The organism is Flavobacterium pectinovorum (assembly GCF_006438875.1).
Lineage (GTDB): Bacteria > Bacteroidota > Bacteroidia > Flavobacteriales > Flavobacteriaceae > Flavobacterium > Flavobacterium pectinovorum_A.
The window spans coordinates 203,446-222,336 of sequence record NZ_RCZH01000005.1; the positions used below are offsets into that span (position 1 = coordinate 203,446).

11 protein-coding genes are annotated in these 18,891 nt (G+C 33.3%); 9 read left to right on the forward strand and 2 right to left on the reverse strand.

Annotated elements, in window-relative coordinates:
• Positions 1-2: 2 nt before the first annotated feature.
• Both EAH81_RS09110 and EAH81_RS09115 read right to left on the reverse strand, forming a co-directional pair.
• Entirely contained in the window at positions 3-890 is an 888-nt protein-coding gene (locus EAH81_RS09110) for a glycosyltransferase family 2 protein (protein ID WP_140506126.1), read from the reverse strand.
• Entirely contained in the window at positions 890-1,573 is a 684-nt protein-coding gene (locus tag EAH81_RS09115; protein ID WP_140506128.1) for a cell division ATP-binding protein FtsE, read from the reverse strand. The genes EAH81_RS09110 and EAH81_RS09115 overlap by 1 nt, the downstream gene beginning before the upstream one ends.
• Positions 1,574-1,884: 311 nt before the next feature.
• On the opposite strand from EAH81_RS09115, the gene EAH81_RS09120 reads away from it, so the two are divergent.
• The 9 genes from EAH81_RS09120 to mdh all read left to right on the forward strand — a co-directional run bounded on the left by EAH81_RS09120 (position 1,885) and on the right by mdh (position 18,692).
• Positions 1,885-4,899 (forward strand): tetratricopeptide repeat protein, encoded by a 3,015-nt coding sequence (locus tag EAH81_RS09120; protein ID WP_140506130.1) that lies wholly within the window; start codon positions 1,885-1,887, stop codon positions 4,897-4,899.
• Between the two features lie 83 nt (positions 4,900-4,982).
• Positions 4,983-5,846, forward strand: coding sequence for a PhzF family phenazine biosynthesis protein (locus EAH81_RS09125; protein ID WP_140506132.1), 864 nt, complete (start codon positions 4,983-4,985; stop codon positions 5,844-5,846).
• Between the two features lie 139 nt (positions 5,847-5,985).
• Positions 5,986-7,737: a TonB-dependent receptor gene (locus EAH81_RS09130; protein WP_140506134.1), complete on the forward strand. Its 1,752-nt coding sequence runs from the start codon at positions 5,986-5,988 to the stop codon at positions 7,735-7,737.
• A 151-nt stretch (positions 7,738-7,888) separates the two neighbouring features.
• Positions 7,889-8,338 carry a GreA/GreB family elongation factor gene (locus tag EAH81_RS09135; protein WP_140506136.1) on the forward strand — a complete coding sequence of 150 codons (450 nt, stop codon included), beginning with the start codon at positions 7,889-7,891 and terminating at the stop codon, positions 8,336-8,338.
• A gap of 452 nt (positions 8,339-8,790) precedes the next feature.
• Positions 8,791-10,467 (forward strand): asparagine synthase B, encoded by a 1,677-nt coding sequence (asnB, locus tag EAH81_RS09140; RefSeq protein ID WP_140506138.1) that lies wholly within the window; start codon positions 8,791-8,793, stop codon positions 10,465-10,467.
• Positions 10,468-10,775: 308 nt separating this feature from the next.
• Complete coding sequence (gene asnB, locus EAH81_RS09145; protein WP_140506140.1) at positions 10,776-12,392, forward strand: asparagine synthase B; 1,617 nt, start codon at positions 10,776-10,778, stop codon at positions 12,390-12,392.
• Positions 12,393-12,626: 234 nt separating this feature from the next.
• Positions 12,627-15,362, forward strand: coding sequence for a M16 family metallopeptidase (locus tag EAH81_RS09150; protein ID WP_140506143.1), 2,736 nt, complete (start codon positions 12,627-12,629; stop codon positions 15,360-15,362).
• Between the two features lie 345 nt (positions 15,363-15,707).
• A complete protein-coding gene (gyrB, locus tag EAH81_RS09155) occupies positions 15,708-17,648 on the forward strand; it encodes a DNA topoisomerase (ATP-hydrolyzing) subunit B (RefSeq protein ID WP_140506145.1) in 1,941 nt (646 codons plus the stop codon).
• A gap of 108 nt (positions 17,649-17,756) precedes the next feature.
• Positions 17,757-18,692 (forward strand): malate dehydrogenase, encoded by a 936-nt coding sequence (gene mdh, locus EAH81_RS09160; protein WP_099711363.1) that lies wholly within the window; start codon positions 17,757-17,759, stop codon positions 18,690-18,692.
• Positions 18,693-18,891: the final 199 nt, after the last annotated feature.

The following is an 18,891-nucleotide window of genomic DNA, read 5'->3' on the forward strand; positions in this document are numbered from 1 at the left end:
GTTTATTTTTTTAAATTACAGAAATATCCTAATTTGTAAAAATCAAGCAAATATAGATTGGGGTTTTCTGAAATTAAATTAGTAACTATTCTTTGTTTACTTTTTTTATAAATTGATTTTACAACTCCAATAAGATGAAGTTTTTTTAAAGTTACATAAAGCTTAGTGAGTTTAATGTCTTTAGAGTCAATTTTTTGAGTTGAAATTAAATGATAAAGATTTTTTACTGCGGTTTCAGTTTTTTTTACAAAGTCGATACTATCTTCATCATTATGATGAATTAGTGGATTCTCACTATGAGTAATTGAAATAGAATTTAAGCGTAAGTTTTTTATAAAAACAAAATCTTCATATCCATATTCTTTTATGAATTCCGGAAAAGGATATTTTGAAAGAATTACTTTTTTTAGAAGTAAATTCCACGTAAATACAAAATCGTAATTGTCTTTAAGCCTTTGATCTAAAGTCTTGATTTCTCTGCTTATTCCGTATTTCCATCGCAATATTTTTTCTTTGGAAGGAGTAATATTACGATATTTAACTCCACCAAAAATCACATCATTTGATATTGATAATGCTTTTATATAGTTTTTAATATAAAATTCACTTTCAGGAAAAGAATCCGCTTCCATAATCAAAAGATAATCGTATTTTGATTTAGAACTTAATGAATTAATGTTTTTTCCTCTTCCCAGATTGGTTTCGTTTATAAAAAACGAACAATTTGGCAATAGATTAATTTCTTGGTTTATGAGGTTTTCAATAGAATTTGAAGCGTCGTCCTGACATAGGATTTCAAAATCAATTCCATTAAAGTTACACTGTTTTACTAACTCATTTACAAGAGGTAAAACATTATAATTATAAACCGGAATTAAAATAGAAAGCATTACACGCTGCGTTGCACCACTTCAAAAATTCTCTCGTCTTCACATTTTAATGTTTTAGACGGGAACTTCATCAATAAAGCATAATCATGAGTTGCCATGATAATAGTTTTACCATTTGCGTTGATTTTTTTCAACACTTCAAGAACTTCAGAACTTGTTTGTGGATCAAGGTTTCCGGTTGGTTCATCGGCAAGAATAAATTCAGGATCATTTAATAATGCTCTGGCAATTGCGACACGTTGTTGTTCTCCTCCCGAAAGTTGGTGAGGCATTTTGTTTACAAAATCTTTCATTCCAACTTTGTCCAGAACTTCATCGATTTTGTGTTCCATTGCTTCTTTTTCAGTCCAGCCTGTTGCTTTTAGAACAAAAAGCATGTTGTCTTTTACAGAACGGTCCGGAAGTAATTTGAAATCCTGAAATACGATTCCGATTTTACGTCTCAAATACGGAATTTCATTTTCTTTTAAAGCTGCCAAATCAAATTCAACGATATGACCTTCACCTTCAGATAAAGGCAAATCTCCGTACAATGTTTTCATGAAGCTACTTTTTCCGGAACCTGTTTTTCCAATTATATAGATAAATTCGCCATGCTGAACATCTAAATTAATATGAGATAAAATTTTTCTTCCTTCCTGATATATAGTGACTTCTTTAAGAGACAGTACGATTTGTGACATAATAAATTGATTTGATTGGTAAAAGTAATAAGATAACGGTTGGATTCAAAATAAATTTGAATCATTTCTGAAGAAAATACATTAAAAACTCTAAATGAAATTTTAAACCACATAAGTGATATAAGTTCATTTAAGTAAATTGCGGTTAAAGCTTCTAACTTATAATTACTTATGTGACTTATAGGATTAGATTTAATCTTTTTAGAAGCAGTTAAATATCAATGGTTAAAATTTTTGTTCATAATAAATGCTTGAAACGTTTCGTTATAGACGGTATAAAATGATACATTTGAATACTAAATATAATTAAAATGCGTAAACTTCCCCGGTTCTTTTTACTTCCTATAATCCTTATTTCGACCATAGTTTCGGCACAAAAATCAGCTATATATACTTACGATTTAAAGGATTTTGACAAAGCACTGGCTTTATACAATGACAAACAATATGCTTCGGCGCAACTTATCTTCGAATATGTAAAAAACAATGCAACTACTGAAGAAATTCAGTCAGATTGTGCTTATTATATTGCCAATTGCGCCATTAGAACCAACAAAGCTAATGCCGATGCTTTGATGGAAAAATTCGTAGACGATTATCCAACAAGTACCAAACAAAATCAGGCTTACGTCGAAGTGGCTCAGTTTTTCTTCGAGCAGGGAAATTATCCAAAAGCTTTGCAATGGTTTGATAAAGTGGATGAAAGTTATATGAGTAAATCTGATTCGGATAAGTTTAATTTTCAGAAGGGATATAGTTATTTTAATGCCAAAAAGAAAAAAGAAGCTACAACGTATTTTAATAAAGTGGTGAATTCGCCTGTATTTGGTTCTCAAGCCAAATATTATTTAGGATTTATGGCTTATGAAGGCGATGATTATAAAGAAGCAACTAAATATTTTGATGAAGTTTCGGGCGAAGAAAAGTACAAAGAAAAGCTTTCATATTATCAGGCTGATATGAATTTCAAGTTAGGAAATTTTCAGAAAGCAATCGATTTGGGACAAAAAGCAATGGGAAAATCAAATGCTATTGAACAATCTGAATTGAACAAAATTATTGGAGAAAGTTATTTCAACTTAAAACAATATGACAAAGCGATTCCGTTTTTAGAGCAATATGCGGGTAAAAAAGGAAAGTGGAACAATACTGATTTCTACCAATTGGGATATGCATATTATGAGAAAAAGGATTATGAAAAGGCGATTTCCCAATTCAATAAAATCATTGAAGGAAAGGATTTCGTAGCTCAGAATGCGTATTACCATTTAGGTTTGGCTTATTTAAATACAGGAAAAAAACAAGAAGCTTTGAATGCTTTTAAGAATGCTTCTGAAATGGATTTTAATGCTCAAATTCAGGAAGATGCAGCTTTAAATTATGCTAAAGTGAGTTATGATATCGGAAATGCATATCAAACTGTTCCTGCAATTTTGCTTGATTTCCTTAAGAAATATCCAAATAATTCAAGTCGATCTGAAGTCGAAAAATTATTGGTTGATTCTTATATTTCTACTAAAAATTACAAAGAAGCGTTGACTTTACTGGAAAAAAACAGATCACCTGAGAATAAAGCGGCGTATCAAAAAGTGCTTTTTTACAGAGGATTGGAATTGTATAATGAATCAAATTATCAGGAAGCCGGAAAAATGTTTAAAAGTGCTATTAGCGAACAAAAAACACCTGAGTTTACAGCTCGTGCAACTTTCTGGAAAGCAGAAACGGAATATGTGACAGATGATTCTCAAAATGCTTTATTGAGCTACAAACAGTTTGTAGGTTTGGCTGCGGCAAAAACTACTGATGAGTATAAAAACATCAATTACAATATTGGATATGCTTATTTTAAGCTGAAAGAATACGATCAGGCAGGAAATTCTTTTCAGGCGCAAATTGATAATTCGAAAGAAGACAAAGTTCGTTTGAATGATTCATACTTACGTTTAGGAGATTGCCGATTTGTGACTGCAAAATATAGTGCCGCAAATGAAGCTTACGCAAAAGCGATCGAAGCAAAAGGTGTTGATGCTGATTATGCGCAATTCCAAAAGGCAATTTCGTACGGTTTTATGTCTAAGAATGATAAGAAAATTGATGAGCTGAATAATTTCCTTCAGATGTATAAAAAATCAGAATATCGTGATGATGCTTTATTCGAATTAGGAAATACATATGTCGCAGAAAAGAAAAACGATCAGGCGCTTAAAACTTATGATCAGTTAATTTCTGAATATAAAAACGGTTCATTTACATCAAAATCTATTTTGAAACAAGGTTTGATTTATTACAATTCAGATCGTGACGATCAGGCTTTGGTTAAATTCAAAAAAGTAGCGGCAGAATTCCCAAAAACTCCCGAAGCTTTAGAGGCGGTTTCTACTGCGAGATTGATTTACGTTGATTCAGGAAAAGTCGATGAATATGCGACTTGGGTTCGTACTTTGGATTTTGTTTCTGTCACAGATGCTGAATTGGACAATGATACTTACGACGCAGCTTTCAAACAATACAGTCAAAACAACAGTAAACAGGCGATCACTGGTTTTGCAGGTTATGTGACTAAGTTTCCGTCAGGAATTCATGCGCTTGAAGCTAATTTTTATCTGGCACAATTGTACTTTGCTGAAGGTTCAGAAACGAAGTCGGTTACAAATTATCAATATGTAATTGATCAGCCAAGAAACGAATTTACAGAACAAGCACTAACCAGATTATCTCAAATTTACTTGAAAGCCAAAGATTGTGATAAATCGATTCCGGTTCTGGTACGTTTAGAAAACGAAGCTGATTTCCCTCAGAATAAAAGCTTTGCACAAGCTAATTTGATGAAATGTTATTACGACAAAAAAGATTACGATAATTCAGTTGTATACGCAGACAAAGTATTGCAAAACGCAAAAGCAGATGCAAATGTAAAATCGGATGCGCAGATTATAGTAGCGCGTTCCGCCATGCAAACCGGAGATGAAGATAAAGCTAAAACGGCTTATGCAAAATTATCGGCAACATCAAAAGGAGAATTAGCAGCTGAAGCGTTGTATTATGATGCTTACTTTAAAACTAAAGAAGGCAAATTTGATGCATCGAATGTTTCGGTTCAAAAGCTGGCTAAAAACTATTCGGCTTATAAATATTATGGTGCGAAGAGTTTGGTTTTAATGGCGAAAAACTTCTACGGATTAAAAGACAGTTATCAGGCGACTTATATTTTGGATAACGTAATTAACAATTTCACCGATTATCCGGATGTTGTCGAAGAAGCTAAAAAAGAATTAAGTGCGATAAAAGTAGAAGAATCTAAAACGAATTCGTCGATTACGAAATAAAATGCAAGATTAAAGATGCAAGAAACAAGAAAAATCTTTTCTCTTTCTTCTTGCCTCTTTCAAAAAATAAAATAAAGAAAAAAATGAGTTTACCTTTTTATATAGTTGATGTTTTTGCAGATAAAAGATATGCCGGTAATCAATTGGCGGTTTTTTTAGATGCTGAAAATTTAAGTTCTGAAGAAATGCAGCAAATGGCACGCGAAATTAATTTTGCAGAAAGCACATTTGTTACCAAACTTGATTTAGAAAATAATAAAGCTGAGATTAAAATTTTTACTCCGGCGCATGAAATGCAATTTGCAGGTCATCCGATCATTGGAACTTCGTGGGTTTTGATGAATAAGATTTTTAAAAACGAACCAAAACAGATCACTTTGAATGTTCCAATTGGGCCAATCGCGATTCATAAAACGGAAGATTTGATTTGGTTAAAAGCGGCACAGCCAAAATTTTGGGACATTTTTGCGAAAGAAGATTTTACAGTATTCAGCAATCTGAAAAATCATGATTTTGAAAATCAATTCCCTATTCAGGAAGTAACGACCGGAAGTGCCTTTGTAATGGTTGGATTAAGTAGTAAAAGAGCTTTGGAAAATTTGGTTTTAGATAAGGATAAAACAGATGAATGGTTGAAAAAGAATTGCAAAACAGATCATAGAGCTTTGTATTTCTATTATTTAGAAGGTTCGAAATTGTTTAGCAGAATGTTATGTATTGAACACAATCAATTGGTAGAAGATGCTGCGACAGGAAGCGCAAGTACTTGTTTACAGGCTTTTTTATTAAAATATCATAAGCCTGAATTTGAAATGATTAATCATCAGGGAGATTATATCAACCGCCCGTCTCAGATTTATTTCAACGGAAAACTAACCGATAATCAATTTGATATTAAAATAGGTGGAAAAGCTCAATTTGTTGCAAAAGGAGATTGGGAAGTTTAGGTTTAGATAATAGAAAAAAGAGCAAAGAAAATAGAGAAAAGATCTTAAAAAATAGAATAAAAAATATAGAGAAAATTCAGAAACAGAAGAGAAGTCTTTCTTCTTTACTCTTTCATCTTTTCTCTTTAAAAGAAGAAATATGAAAATTAATTGCCAGAATAAAATCCTCATTATACTAGTATTGTTTGCTGTGCAGCTTTCGTTTTCGCAAAAGAAAAATGAAAGTATCGGTACTGAAACTGTAAATGTGGTAAAACCCTATTCGCCAACTATTTCGGATGCTTTTAAGGTTAAAGAAACTCCTTCGCTTGACGATACAGGAAATCAGCCTAAGGAAACGATTAAATATAGTATTTTGTCTGTTCCCGTAGCCTCTACATTTACGCCATCAAAAGGAAAAGCGGAAGGTGTTGAAAAAGCTAAAAAAGAAAAATTGTTTAATAATTATGCCACTTTAGGAGTTGGAAATTATGGCACTCTAAATGCTGAATTATTCGTAAATCAGGATTTAGGAAATAACGATTATGTGGCAGGAATGTTCCGTCATCATTCTTCTCAGGGCGGAATTAGCGGTGTAGATTTAAATGATGAATTTTATGATACTGCCTTAAATGTTGGTTATGGTGTAAACAATCGCGATATGTCGTGGAATGTGGATTTAGGATATCAAAATCAATTGTATAATTGGTACGGTTTGCCGGCTGATTTTGGTATGACTTTGCCAGTTGGACAACAAGAAGATTTGATAAGAGGAATTAATCCGAATCATTCTTATAATACAATTGCTTTAGGCGGAAATATTGAGTTTAATGAAGGGATTTTTAGCAAAGTAGCAACAAAATTTACGCATTTTTCAGATAGTTTCTCCTCTTCAGAAAATCGTTTTTATGTAAAACCGACTTTCAAAGTGGATGTGATGGATCAATCGATTAATACGAATGTAATAATAGATCACGTAAGCGGATCTTTTGAAAATAATTATGCCCGTAATAATACAGAACCGTTAAAATACAGTTTAACGAATTTTGGCATTGAGCCTAGTTTTGTCATTCATGAAAACGACTGGACATTAGAATTAGGAGCTGGATTATTTTATGGTTTAGATTCTGAAAACAGCGGAAACAAATTTTATATTTATCCAAAAGTAAATGCTTCTTATAAATTAGTGGGTGATTTGATGATTTTCTATACAGGTGTATATGGTGCTTTAAACCAAAACTCTTATGCTGATTTTGTAACTGAGAATCCGTTTTTGTCGCCAACTTTAAACATGAGACCAACCAGTAATCAATATACTGTTTTTGCTGGTTTAAAAGGAAAATTAGCGAATAATATCAGTTATAATTTAACGGGTTTTTATCTTAACGAAAAAGATAAGGCGTTGTTTAAAAGCAATGATTATACAGAAGATTTTGCTAATCAAAATTATGCTTACGGAAACTCTTTTGGAGTTGTTTATGATGACGTGAGAACGTTTCGTTTTTATGGAGAATTAAAAGCTGATTTTTCAGAGAATGTTTCTTTTGGAATCAATGGAACTTTTAATAGCTACAAATTTGATGGATTAGAAGCATGGAATTTACCATCGATGAAAATAAGCTCAAATCTGGATGTAAATATTACGAAACAATGGTACGCTGGATTAAATGTTTTCTTTGTGGGAGAACGTAAGGATATGCAATCTAATTTGAATTTAGGAGTTGATCCGGTTATTACGACTCTAAAAAGCTATTTTGATGCCAATGCACATGTAGGATATAAATACAACGAACGTTTGACGTTTTTCCTGAAACTTAATAATATAGGAAATCAGGCTTATGAAAAATGGCTAAATTATCCGGTACAAGGATTTCAGGTGTTAGTGGGTGGAAATTATAAATTTGATTTTTAAATATTTGCCACGAAGGCGCTAAGACACGAAGTTTTTTTTATAAAGTTTTAAGCCACGAATTCACGAATTAATTTTAACTAAATTCGTGAATTCGTGGCTAACTTTTTTTTACGATCTTTGCGACTTAGCGCCTTTGTGGCAAAACTTACCTATGGAATTCAAACAAAAAATATATTCTCACTATTTACAAATGGTTCAGGACCGAATTGATGTTTTTAGGGACATGATTTCGGCTTTGACCGAAGATTCTAAAAACGATGCCAAAGGTTCGGCGGGTGATAAGCACGAAACGGCTCTGTCAATGATGCATATCGAGCAGGAAAAACTAACTAATAAACTGAAAGAAGCGATTACTCAAAAAGCTATTTTGGATAAAATTGACGCATCAAAAACTACTGAGAATATCATTTCAGGCAGTTTGGTAAAAGCCAACGGAATTTATTTGTATGTAAGTGTCGCACTTCCTAAAATTGCAATTGACAGTATAAATGTTATTGCACTTTCTCCACAATCTCCTCTTGGTTCTCATTTAATGGGGAATAAGGTTGGGTTTACTTTTGAAATTAATAAGACGCATTATACGATTGAGAGTGTTGTGTGATTTTATTTCACGCAGATTTAACAGATTTAAGCAGATTAAAAAAGGATTTATTTGCAATGTTGTCGAATTACTTTATTAATAATTCAGTGCTAAAATAAAAATCCGTTTAAATCTGTGAAAATTAGTGCGCCATTTATTAGTTATATCTATTAAAACACTAATTTCTGAACCGCTTTTCTTCTTCTCTTTAGGAATCTTTCATGGATTTTGAATTAATTCAAAATTTAATTCAAAGATTTCTTTAAAACCTTATATTTTGTGCTTCTTTTAGGTCTGAAATTGAAATTTTTAAGTTTCGATCTTTTTTTTATGCTAAAATTTTACATTTTGTATGTAAATTATGAATTATGGTTTAAAATTACAACTTAAACTATCTTTTGTGTTTTTCAATTGTAACCGTTAATGCATCTTTGCCTTATCAAAATAAAATTTTAAAATAAAAATATATAGTTATGTGTGGAATCGTATGTGCCTTTGATCTAAAACAAAAAGCCGAAACCTTAAGACCTCAAGTATTAGAGATGTCAAAAATCATTCGTCACCGTGGACCGGACTGGAGCGGGATTTATAGCAATGACAAAGCAATTTTATCTCATGAGCGTTTGGCTATTGTAGATCCAGCTTCAGGAAAACAACCTTTATTTACAGAAGATAAAAAATTGGTTCTGGCTGCAAATGGTGAAATCTACAACCACAGAGAATTGCGTAAACAATTTGAAGGAAAATATAACTTTCAAACTGAAAGTGACTGTGAAGTTATCTTAGCTCTTTACAGAGAAAAAGGACCTCATTTTATAGATGAAATGAACGGAATCTTCGGATTTGCAATTTATGATGTTGAGAAAGATGAGTATTTTATTGCTCGTGATCACATGGGGATTATTCCACTTTATATTGGATGGGATCAGGATGGAACTTTCTACGTAGCATCTGAATTGAAAGCTCTTGAAGGATATTGTACAAAAATCCAATTGTTTCCTCCGGGACATTATATGACAAGCAAAGACGGCGAATTTGTACAATGGTACAAAAGAGACTGGACAGAATACGATGCAGTAAAAGACAACGAAACTAGTATTCCTGAAATCAAAAAAGCACTTGAAGCGGCGGTTCACAGACAATTAATGAGTGATGTTCCTTACGGAGTTTTACTTTCCGGAGGTTTAGATTCTTCTATTACATCGGCTGTAGCCAAAAAATATGCACAAAAACGTATTGAATCAGATGATACTACGGATGCCTGGTATCCGCAATTGCACTCTTTTTCAGTAGGATTAGATGGTTCTCCTGATTTGGCTGCAGCTCAGATTGTAGCAAAACATATCGGAACGATTCACCACGAGATTAAATTTACGATTCAGGAAGGTTTAGACGCTGTTCGTGATGTAATTTACAACTTAGAAACATATGACGTAACTACCGTTAGAGCTTCGACTCCAATGTGGTTAATGGCGAGAGTTATTAAGTCAATGGGTATCAAAATGGTATTGTCAGGTGAAGGTGCAGATGAGTTGTTTGGAGGATATTTATACTTTCATAAAGCACCAAACGCAAGAGAATTTCACGAAGAAAACGTTCGTAAATTAGGTAAACTTCATATGTACGATTGTTTACGTGCAAACAAAAGTTTAGCAGCTTGGGGAATTGAAGGTCGCGTTCCATTCTTGGATAAAGAATTTATGGATGTGGCAATGAGAATCAACCCACAGGATAAAATGATCAACAAAGAGCACCCAATGGAAAAATGGGTGGTTCGTAAAGCATTTGAAGATATGTTGCCGGAAAGTGTAGCATGGAGACAAAAAGAACAATTCTCAGATGGAGTAGGATACAGCTGGATTGATACTTTGAAAGAAGTTGTTGGAGAAGCAGTTTCTGATGAGCAATTGGCAAATGCGAAATATAAATTTCCGTTACAAACGCCAACTTCTAAAGAGGAATATTACTATCGTTCCATCTTTGCAGAACATTTTCCTAGTGATGCTGCAGCATTATGTGTGCCTCAGGAAGCAAGTGTTGCTTGTAGTACAAAAATTGCTTTGGAGTGGGATGAAGCTTTCAAAAACATGAACGATCCTTCCGGAAGAGCTGTGGCAAGTGTTCATGATGACGCTTACGCTAAAGTATAGAAGTTGAATTATTAGAATTAGTATATATATTGTGGAAGAACGTTCTCGAATGAGGACGTTTTTCTTGTCTTAAATTGTTAAATTATATAATTTCAGTTACTTAAAAAGATTTTTCAGTAATTATTTGACTTTACTTTTTTATATTTGACATTCGTCAAAATGGGGTTAAATCACTTTGATTATAAAGCTGTTATTAAAGAAAAGCAGGATTTAGTTCTTGGTTTTCTGTGAAATACAATGATTTTTATACCTGATATATGTTGTTTGGGGCATGACAGGAAAACGGAATAAATAAAAAATAGAATAGTATGTCTGGATTATTGGCCGTTATTGGTAAAGGAAAAGACCCGCAACTCGTAAAAGAGCTTTCTAAAAGAATGTCACATCGCGGTCCTGATGAAAATGATTTGCAAATTATGGAAAATGGCAGCATAATCAGTCATGAGAGCTTGTCGATTATTGATTTGAAGTCAGGAAAACAACCTATTCAGGGAACTAAAAAAGCCTGGATGGTTCATGATGGGGAAATCTATAATTATCAGGAATTAAAAGATACGGTTTTAAAAGAGCATAGTTTTAGAACAAAATCAGATTCAGAGGTAATCGTGCATTTGTATGAAGAATTTGGAAATGATTTTTGCAATATGCTTGATGGGGATTTTGCTTTTGTAGTAGTAGATGGTGATAACTATATTGCAGGAAGGGATCCTATTGGGGTAAAACCTTTGTATTATGGTTTAGATGAAAGAGGACGAATTTATTTTTCGTCTGAAATGAAACCAATTGCGGATCAATGTAAAACATTCTCTACTTTTCCTCCGGGACATTATTATACACCAAAAAAAGGGTTTGTAAAATATTATAAGCCTGAATATGAGGATTACGAAAATGCTGTTGAAGATCTTAATTTAGATTTAATCAAAGATACTTTTACAGAAGCTGTTCGTAAGCGTTTAATGAGCGAGGCGCCACTAGGTGTATTGCTTTCAGGTGGATTAGACTCCTCTTTAATAGCTGCAATAGCCTCCAGGATTTTCGCGGAAAGCGGAAAAAAACTGCAAACATTTTCGATTGGTTTAGATGCAGATGCACCAGATGCTAAAGCAGCGAGAAATGCGGCTGAGTTTTTAGGTACAGAACATCAGGAAGTTCATTTTTCAATTGAAGATGGAATTGGACTTTTAGAGAAAATCATTTATCATATTGAAACTTACGATATAATTTCGGTTAGAGCCAGTGTGCCTATGTATTTGTTATCGAAAGCAATTGCCGAAAAAGGAATTAAGGCTATTCTTTCCGGTGAAGGCGCTGACGAAATTTTTGGAGGGCATATGTATTTTAGAAATGCACCATCAACAGAAGAATTTCAGAAGGAAACAATCGAAAGAGTTCAAAAATTATTTACCGCCGATTTATTGCGTGCTGATAAATCGACAATGGCAAACGGAATAGAGACGAGGGTTCCATTTTTGGATACTGCATTTCTGGATGCTACAATTCGTATAAAACCACAAGAAAAACAGCCAAAAGCATATGATGGTATCGAGAAATATATTTTAAGAAAAGCATTTGATACACCTGAAAATCCCTATTTGCCAAATGATATTTTATGGCGCCAGAAAGAGCAGTTTTCTGATGGAGTTGGATATAATTGGATTGATGAATTAATCGAACATTGTTCCTCTCAAGTTACAGACGAACAATTAGCAGGAGCAAATGTTGAGTTTTCATATAATTCTCCAACTACAAAAGAGGCGTATTTATACCGATCTATTTTTCATAAATATTATCCGCAAATTAGCGCTGCGCAAACGGTTCGAAAATGGATTCCGAAATGGCAGGAAAACCAAGATCCAAGCGGAAGAGCAAATGCGGCTCATAAAGAAGGAAATTTTGAAACTGCAAAATCTGGTGTGGCAGTTTAGGTATAGAAATTCCAAATTTTAAAATTCCAAATTCCAATTACGTTTTTTAGTTTAAATAATGATATATATAATCCGAAACGATATTTAAAGTATTGGTTTCGGATTTTTTTATGATTAATTTTAAGAATATGGTTTCCCGTAAATTATTAAAAGTAAGTTAATATTGGTGTATCGTGTTTAAGAAAAATACTATATTTGGTTACCAAAAATTAACTAATCCTTTAACTATAATCTATGAGAAACTTATTATTAAGTGGAATTCTTTACTGCTCATTGGCTTCATTGAGTTCAGTTTATGCACAAAAATCGGAAGCGCCCAAATACATTAAAAATGTAGAAGGAGTTAAGGAGTATACTTTAAATAACGGACTTAAAGTCCTTTTGATTCCTGATGCTTCTCAAAGCAATATGGTTGTAAATATAGTTTACAATGTGGGTTCAAGAAATGAAGGTTATGGCGAAAAAGGTATGGCGCATTTGTTAGAGCATATGCTTTTTAAGAGTACCAAAAATTTGGGAGATATTAAAAAAATGCTTTCTGATAAAGGTGGAAATGCTAACGGAACAACCTGGTTAGACAGAACTAACTATTACGAGGTTTTTCCATCAAGTGATGAAAATCTAAAATGGAGTATCGAAATGGAAGCGGATCGAATGATAAACGCAACTATTTTGCAAGCAGATTTATCAAAAGAGTTTTCTGTGGTAAGAAACGAATTTGAAATTGGAGAGAATAATCCGGATCGTGTTTTACAGGAAAGAATTCTTTCGGCGGCTTATTTGTGGCACAATTACGGAAAAAGTACTATTGGAAGTAAAGAAGATATAGAAAGAGTGAAAGCAACTACGCTTAGGGCTTTTTACGAAAAATATTACCAGCCGGACAATTCAACTTTAATAATTGCAGGTAAGTTTGAAGAGCAAAAAGCGTTACAATATGTTGGGCAATATTTTGGAGCTATTCCAAGGCCAAAGAGAGTTCTGGATAAAACTTATACAGTTGAACCGGCTCAGGATGGTGAAAAATATGTAGAGCTTAACAGAGCAGGAGATAGTAAAAACATTGGTGCTTTGTATCACACAGCAGCTTATGTAGACAAGGATTATGCTGCAATTGATGCTTTGGGCGAAATTTTAACTTCGGATCCATCCGGATATTTATATAAGTCATTAATAGAAACTCAAAAAGTGTCCAGTATTTATTATTGGCAGCCAACTACCAGAGATGCAAGTTATATTTATTTTGGAGTAGCAGTTCCTAATGATAAGGATATTAAAGTTTCTAAAGACTTAGTCAGAACAGAGTTGGATAAAATTGCAACGACTAAATATACTGATGAAGATGTAACGAGAGCCAAGGCAAAAATTATAAAGCAACTTGATGGTATAAAAAATAATACCGTTTCGTTTGCAATAAATCTTACTGAAATTGTTGGCGCAGGAGATTACAGATTAGGTTTTATGTATAGAGATGCAGTCGAAAATCTGACTAAAGAAGATATTCAAAGAGTTGCAGAGAAATATTTCAGAAGCAACAATAGAACAGTTGGAATTTTTATTCCGTCTAAGGATGAGCAAAGAGTGAAACCTGTCGAATATACAGATGAGCAAATAGTAGCTTTGACTAAAGATTATAAAGGAAAAGCTTTAGAAAAAGAAACTGCCGCATTTGAGGCTTCTATTAAAAATTTAAAACAAAATTTTGTAGAAGGTAAATTGAGCAACGGTACAAAATATGGCTTAATCAAAAAAGAAATAAAAGGTGGTAAAGTTCAGGCTAGTTTTCAGTTTCCGGTAAGTAATGAAAAGGATTTAACAGGGAAATCAGATACAGGAGGAATTTTGGCTCAGTTATTAAAAACAGGGACAACAACCAGAACTAAAGAACAAATTAGCGATCGTCTGGATCAGTTAAAATCGAGTATTTATTTTAATTTTTCAAAACAAACTTTATCTGTAAATGTAAACACCTATAAAGAAAATTTTAAAGAAGTAATGGAGATTCTGGGAGATTTGCTTGTTAATTCTACTTTTCCGGAAAATGAATTAACAAAGACAATCAGCGAATACAATACTTATTTAGAAGGAAATCTTAATGATCCGCAATCAGTTGCTTTTACAGAACTTTCCAGACAAACTACAAATTATCCAAAAGGAAGTATTTTTTATACACCAACAATTCAGGAGCAGATAGATGCATTTAAAAAAATCAAGCAAACGGAAATAGTAGATTTTTATAAAAATATTCTTGGTGGAAATAATGGTGTTGGAAGTGTTGTAGGAGATTTGGACGGAAAAACTACAACTCAGATTTTAGAAAATACTTTTGGAAAATGGAATTCAAAATCAAAATATGAATTAGCTAAACCTACTTATTTTGAAACGAAAGTATTGGATAAGGATTTTATAACTCCTGATAAAGAAAATGCGGTAGCGCTTGGAAGAATTGGTTTTAAAATGACCAGAAGCAGTGCAGATTATCCGGCATTTGTAATGGCTAATGAAATATTAGGAAGCGGAGGTTTTTTGAGCGCAAGAATTCCGATGAGACTAAGAGAAAAAGAAGGAATAAGTTACGGAGCAGGTTCATTTATTGATGTGCCTATTACAAGTGATGTTGCTTCATGGTCGTATTATGCTTTTTTAAATCCGACTAAAAAGAATGCTGTTGAAACGGCTACAAAAGAAGAAATTGCAAAAGCCTTAAAAGATGGTTTTACAGCCGAGGAACTAAAATCAAACCTGGTGAGCTGGCAGAATGAAAGAAAAACAAGATTGGGCAGTGATGACACTTTAATGAGTCTTGTAAATACTTATTTGCAATACGGAATTCCTTTAGAGGATTACGATAACCTGGAAAATAAAGTAAAAGCATTAAAAGTTGAAGAAGTAAATGCTGTTTTGAAAAAATATTTGAGTTTAGATAAAATGACTTCTGTTTATGCAGGGGATTTTAATAAGAAATTGTAAACTATAAAAATTCAAACTTTATAAATTCCAAATTCCAATTTGGATAAATTATAGAATCCGAAATGGCATTAAGTTGTTATTTCGGATTTTGTTTTTTTGTATTATTTTTAGAATTTGTTCTCGTTTCGGAATTTCAGAATCAAGATATGAATTTGAAAAAAAGGAAGATTTTTTTAGTTTTATTTTTAAAAGAGGTTAAATTTTTGAATTTGGAATTTATTTTTGGTTTTTAAGACAATTGTGTTAATAACTTAAGTGCTTTAAATCGTATTTTAACGGATATATAATTTGCGTTTTTATATATTTGCGTGTTAGACAATAATTACATTTTTTAGAATAAATTATATGAGCGAAGAAATCAAGAAGAACAATTATTCAGCAGATAGTATTCAGGCATTAGAAGGAATGGAGCACGTAAGAATGCGTCCATCGATGTATATTGGAGATGTGGGGGTTCGAGGTCTGCATCATTTGGTTTATGAGGTTGTTGATAACTCTATTGATGAGGCGATGGGAGGACATTGTGATACTATTGGTGTTGCAATTAACGAAGATGGTTCAGTAACAGTTGAAGATAACGGTCGTGGTATTCCAGTTGATTTACATAAAAAAGAAGGTGTTTCGGCACTTGAAGTAGTAATGACTAAAATTGGTGCCGGAGGTAAATTCGATAAAGATTCTTATAAAGTTTCCGGAGGTTTACACGGTGTTGGGGTTTCAGTTGTAAATGCGCTTTCTGTTCACATGAAATCTACTGTTTTCAGAGACGGTAAAATCTACGAACAAGAATACGAAAGAGGTAAAGCGATATATCCGGTAAAACAAATCGGAGAAACAGATAAAAGAGGTACACGTCAGACTTTTTACCCGGACAATACCATCTTTACACAAACGACAGAGTTCTCTTATGACACTTTATCTGCTCGTATGCGTGAGTTGTCTTACCTGAATAAAGGAATTACAATTACATTTACAGACAAAAGAGAAGTTGATGACAAAGGCGAATTCAAAGTTGAAGTTTTTCACTCTGATGAAGGTCTTAAGGAATATATTCGCTATTTAGATGGTAACCGTGAGCCTATTATTTCTCACGTTATCAGTATGGACCACGAAAAAGGAGAAATTCCGGTTGAGGTTGCTTTGATTTATAACACAAGCTACACAGAGAATATTTTCTCTTATGTAAATAATATCAACACTCACGAAGGTGGAACGCATTTACAAGGTTTTAGAAGTGGTTTGACAAGAACCCTTAAAAAATATGCCGATGCTTCGGGGATGTTGGATAAATTGAAATTCGAAATTTCTGGAGATGACTTCCGTGAAGGATTAACAGCCATTATTTCGGTAAAAGTACAAGAACCACAATTCGAAGGACAAACAAAAACAAAATTAGGAAACAGAGAAGTAGTTTCTCCGGTTTCTCAGGCTGTTGGAGAAATGTTAGAGAATTATTTGGAAGAAAACCCAAATGATGCCCGAATCATTATTCAAAAAGTAATTTTGGCTGCTCAGGCACGTCACGCTGCTAAAAAAGCACGTGAAATGGTACAGCGTAAAACTGTTATGGGTGGTGGAGGATTACCGGGAAAACTTTCAGATTGTTCTGAGCAGGATCCTGCAAGATGTGAGGTTTACCTTGTCGAGGGAGATTCGGCTGGTGGAACAGCAAAACAAGGTCGTGATCGTGCATTTCAGGCTATTTTACCATTACGTGGTAAGATTTTGAATGTAGAGAAAGCGATGCATCATAAAGTATTCGAAAACGAAGAGATTCGTAACATCTTTACCGCTTTGGGAGTTACCGTTGGTACTGCAGAAGACAGTAAAGCATTAAATCTTGAAAAACTAAGATATCATAAAGTAATCATCATGTGTGATGCCGATGTCGATGGTAGTCACATTTCTACCTTAATATTAACGTTTTTCTTCCGTTTCATGAAAGAATTGATAGAAGAAGGTCACGTTTATATCGCAGCTCCACCTTTATACTTAGTTAAAAAAGGAAATAAAAAAGAATATGCATGGAACGACGTTCAACGTGATCAGGCAAATGAGAGAATGGGAGGAAGTGCTGCTATTCAACGTTATAAAGGTCTTGGAGAGATGAACGCGGAGCAGTTGTGGGAAACAACAATGGATCCAAGTTTCAGAACTTTACGTCAGGTAACTATTGATAGTTTGGCTGAAGCCGATAGAGTTTTCTCTATGTTAATGGGAGATGAGGTACCACCACGTAGAGAATTTATTGAGAAAAATGCAGTTTACGCAAACATCGATGCATAATAAATTTTAATACCACAATTCGTTTAATTGTTTAAATTTACTAAACAGTTAAACGAATTGTCTATTTATAAAATAAACAAACTATTAATAACCGATAAAGTATAAAATATGAAAGTTACCATTGTAGGAGCAGGAAATGTTGGAGCTACATGTGCAGATGTTATTTCTTATAGAGGAATTGCCAGCGAAGTAGTGTTGTTGGATATTAAAGAAGGTTTTGCCGAAGGGAAAGCATTGGATATTATGCAATGTGCTACAAATACCGGTTTTAACACCAAAGTATCTGGAGTAACCAACGATTATTCTAAAACCGCGGGAAGTGATGTAGTGGTTATTACATCAGGGATTCCGAGAAAACCAGGAATGACTCGTGAAGAATTAATTGGTATAAATGCAGGAATTGTAAAAACAGTTGCTGAAAATGTATTGAAACATTCTCCAAATACTATAATTGTTGTAGTTTCTAATCCAATGGATACTATGACGTATTTAGCTTTAAAATCGACAGGATTGCCAAAAAACAGAATTATTGGAATGGGAGGGGCTTTAGATAGTTCTCGTTTCAGAACTTATTTATCATTGGCTTTAGATAAACCTGCAAACGATATTTCTGCAATGGTTATTGGTGGTCATGGTGATACAACTATGATTCCGTTAACGCGTTTAGCATCTTATAATGGAATTCCCGTAACAGAATTCTTGTCTGAGGAAGCTTTGCAAAAAGTTGCTGCAGATACGATGGTTGGAGGAGCAACTCTTACAGGTCTTTTAGGAACATCGGCTTGGTATGCGCCAGGAGCTTCTGTTGCTTATTTAGTTGATAGTATTTTAAACGATCAAAAGAAAATGATTGCTTGTTCTGTTTTTGTAGAAGGAGAGTATGGGCAAAATGATATATGTATAGGAGTGCCTTGTATAATAGGTAAAAACGGAGTTGAAGAAATTTTAGACATTAAATTAAACGAGCAGGAAAAAGCTTTATTTGCTAAAAGTGCAGATGCAGTTCGTGGTATGAATGATGCTCTAAAATCGATTTTAGTATAACGATTTTCGAAAAAAAAGGAGAAGACTGCACTTTTGCAGTCTTTTTTTTAAGATTAATTAATAAATAAATTGGTTAATGTATTCGTTAATTATATATTTGCTCGGTTTAAAAAAAATGTTGTAATTCGTGATCTCGATTTTTTAGTTTTAAAAATTCATGTCAGGGCTTATTTTATGGGACTTTAAAACAAAAAACAAA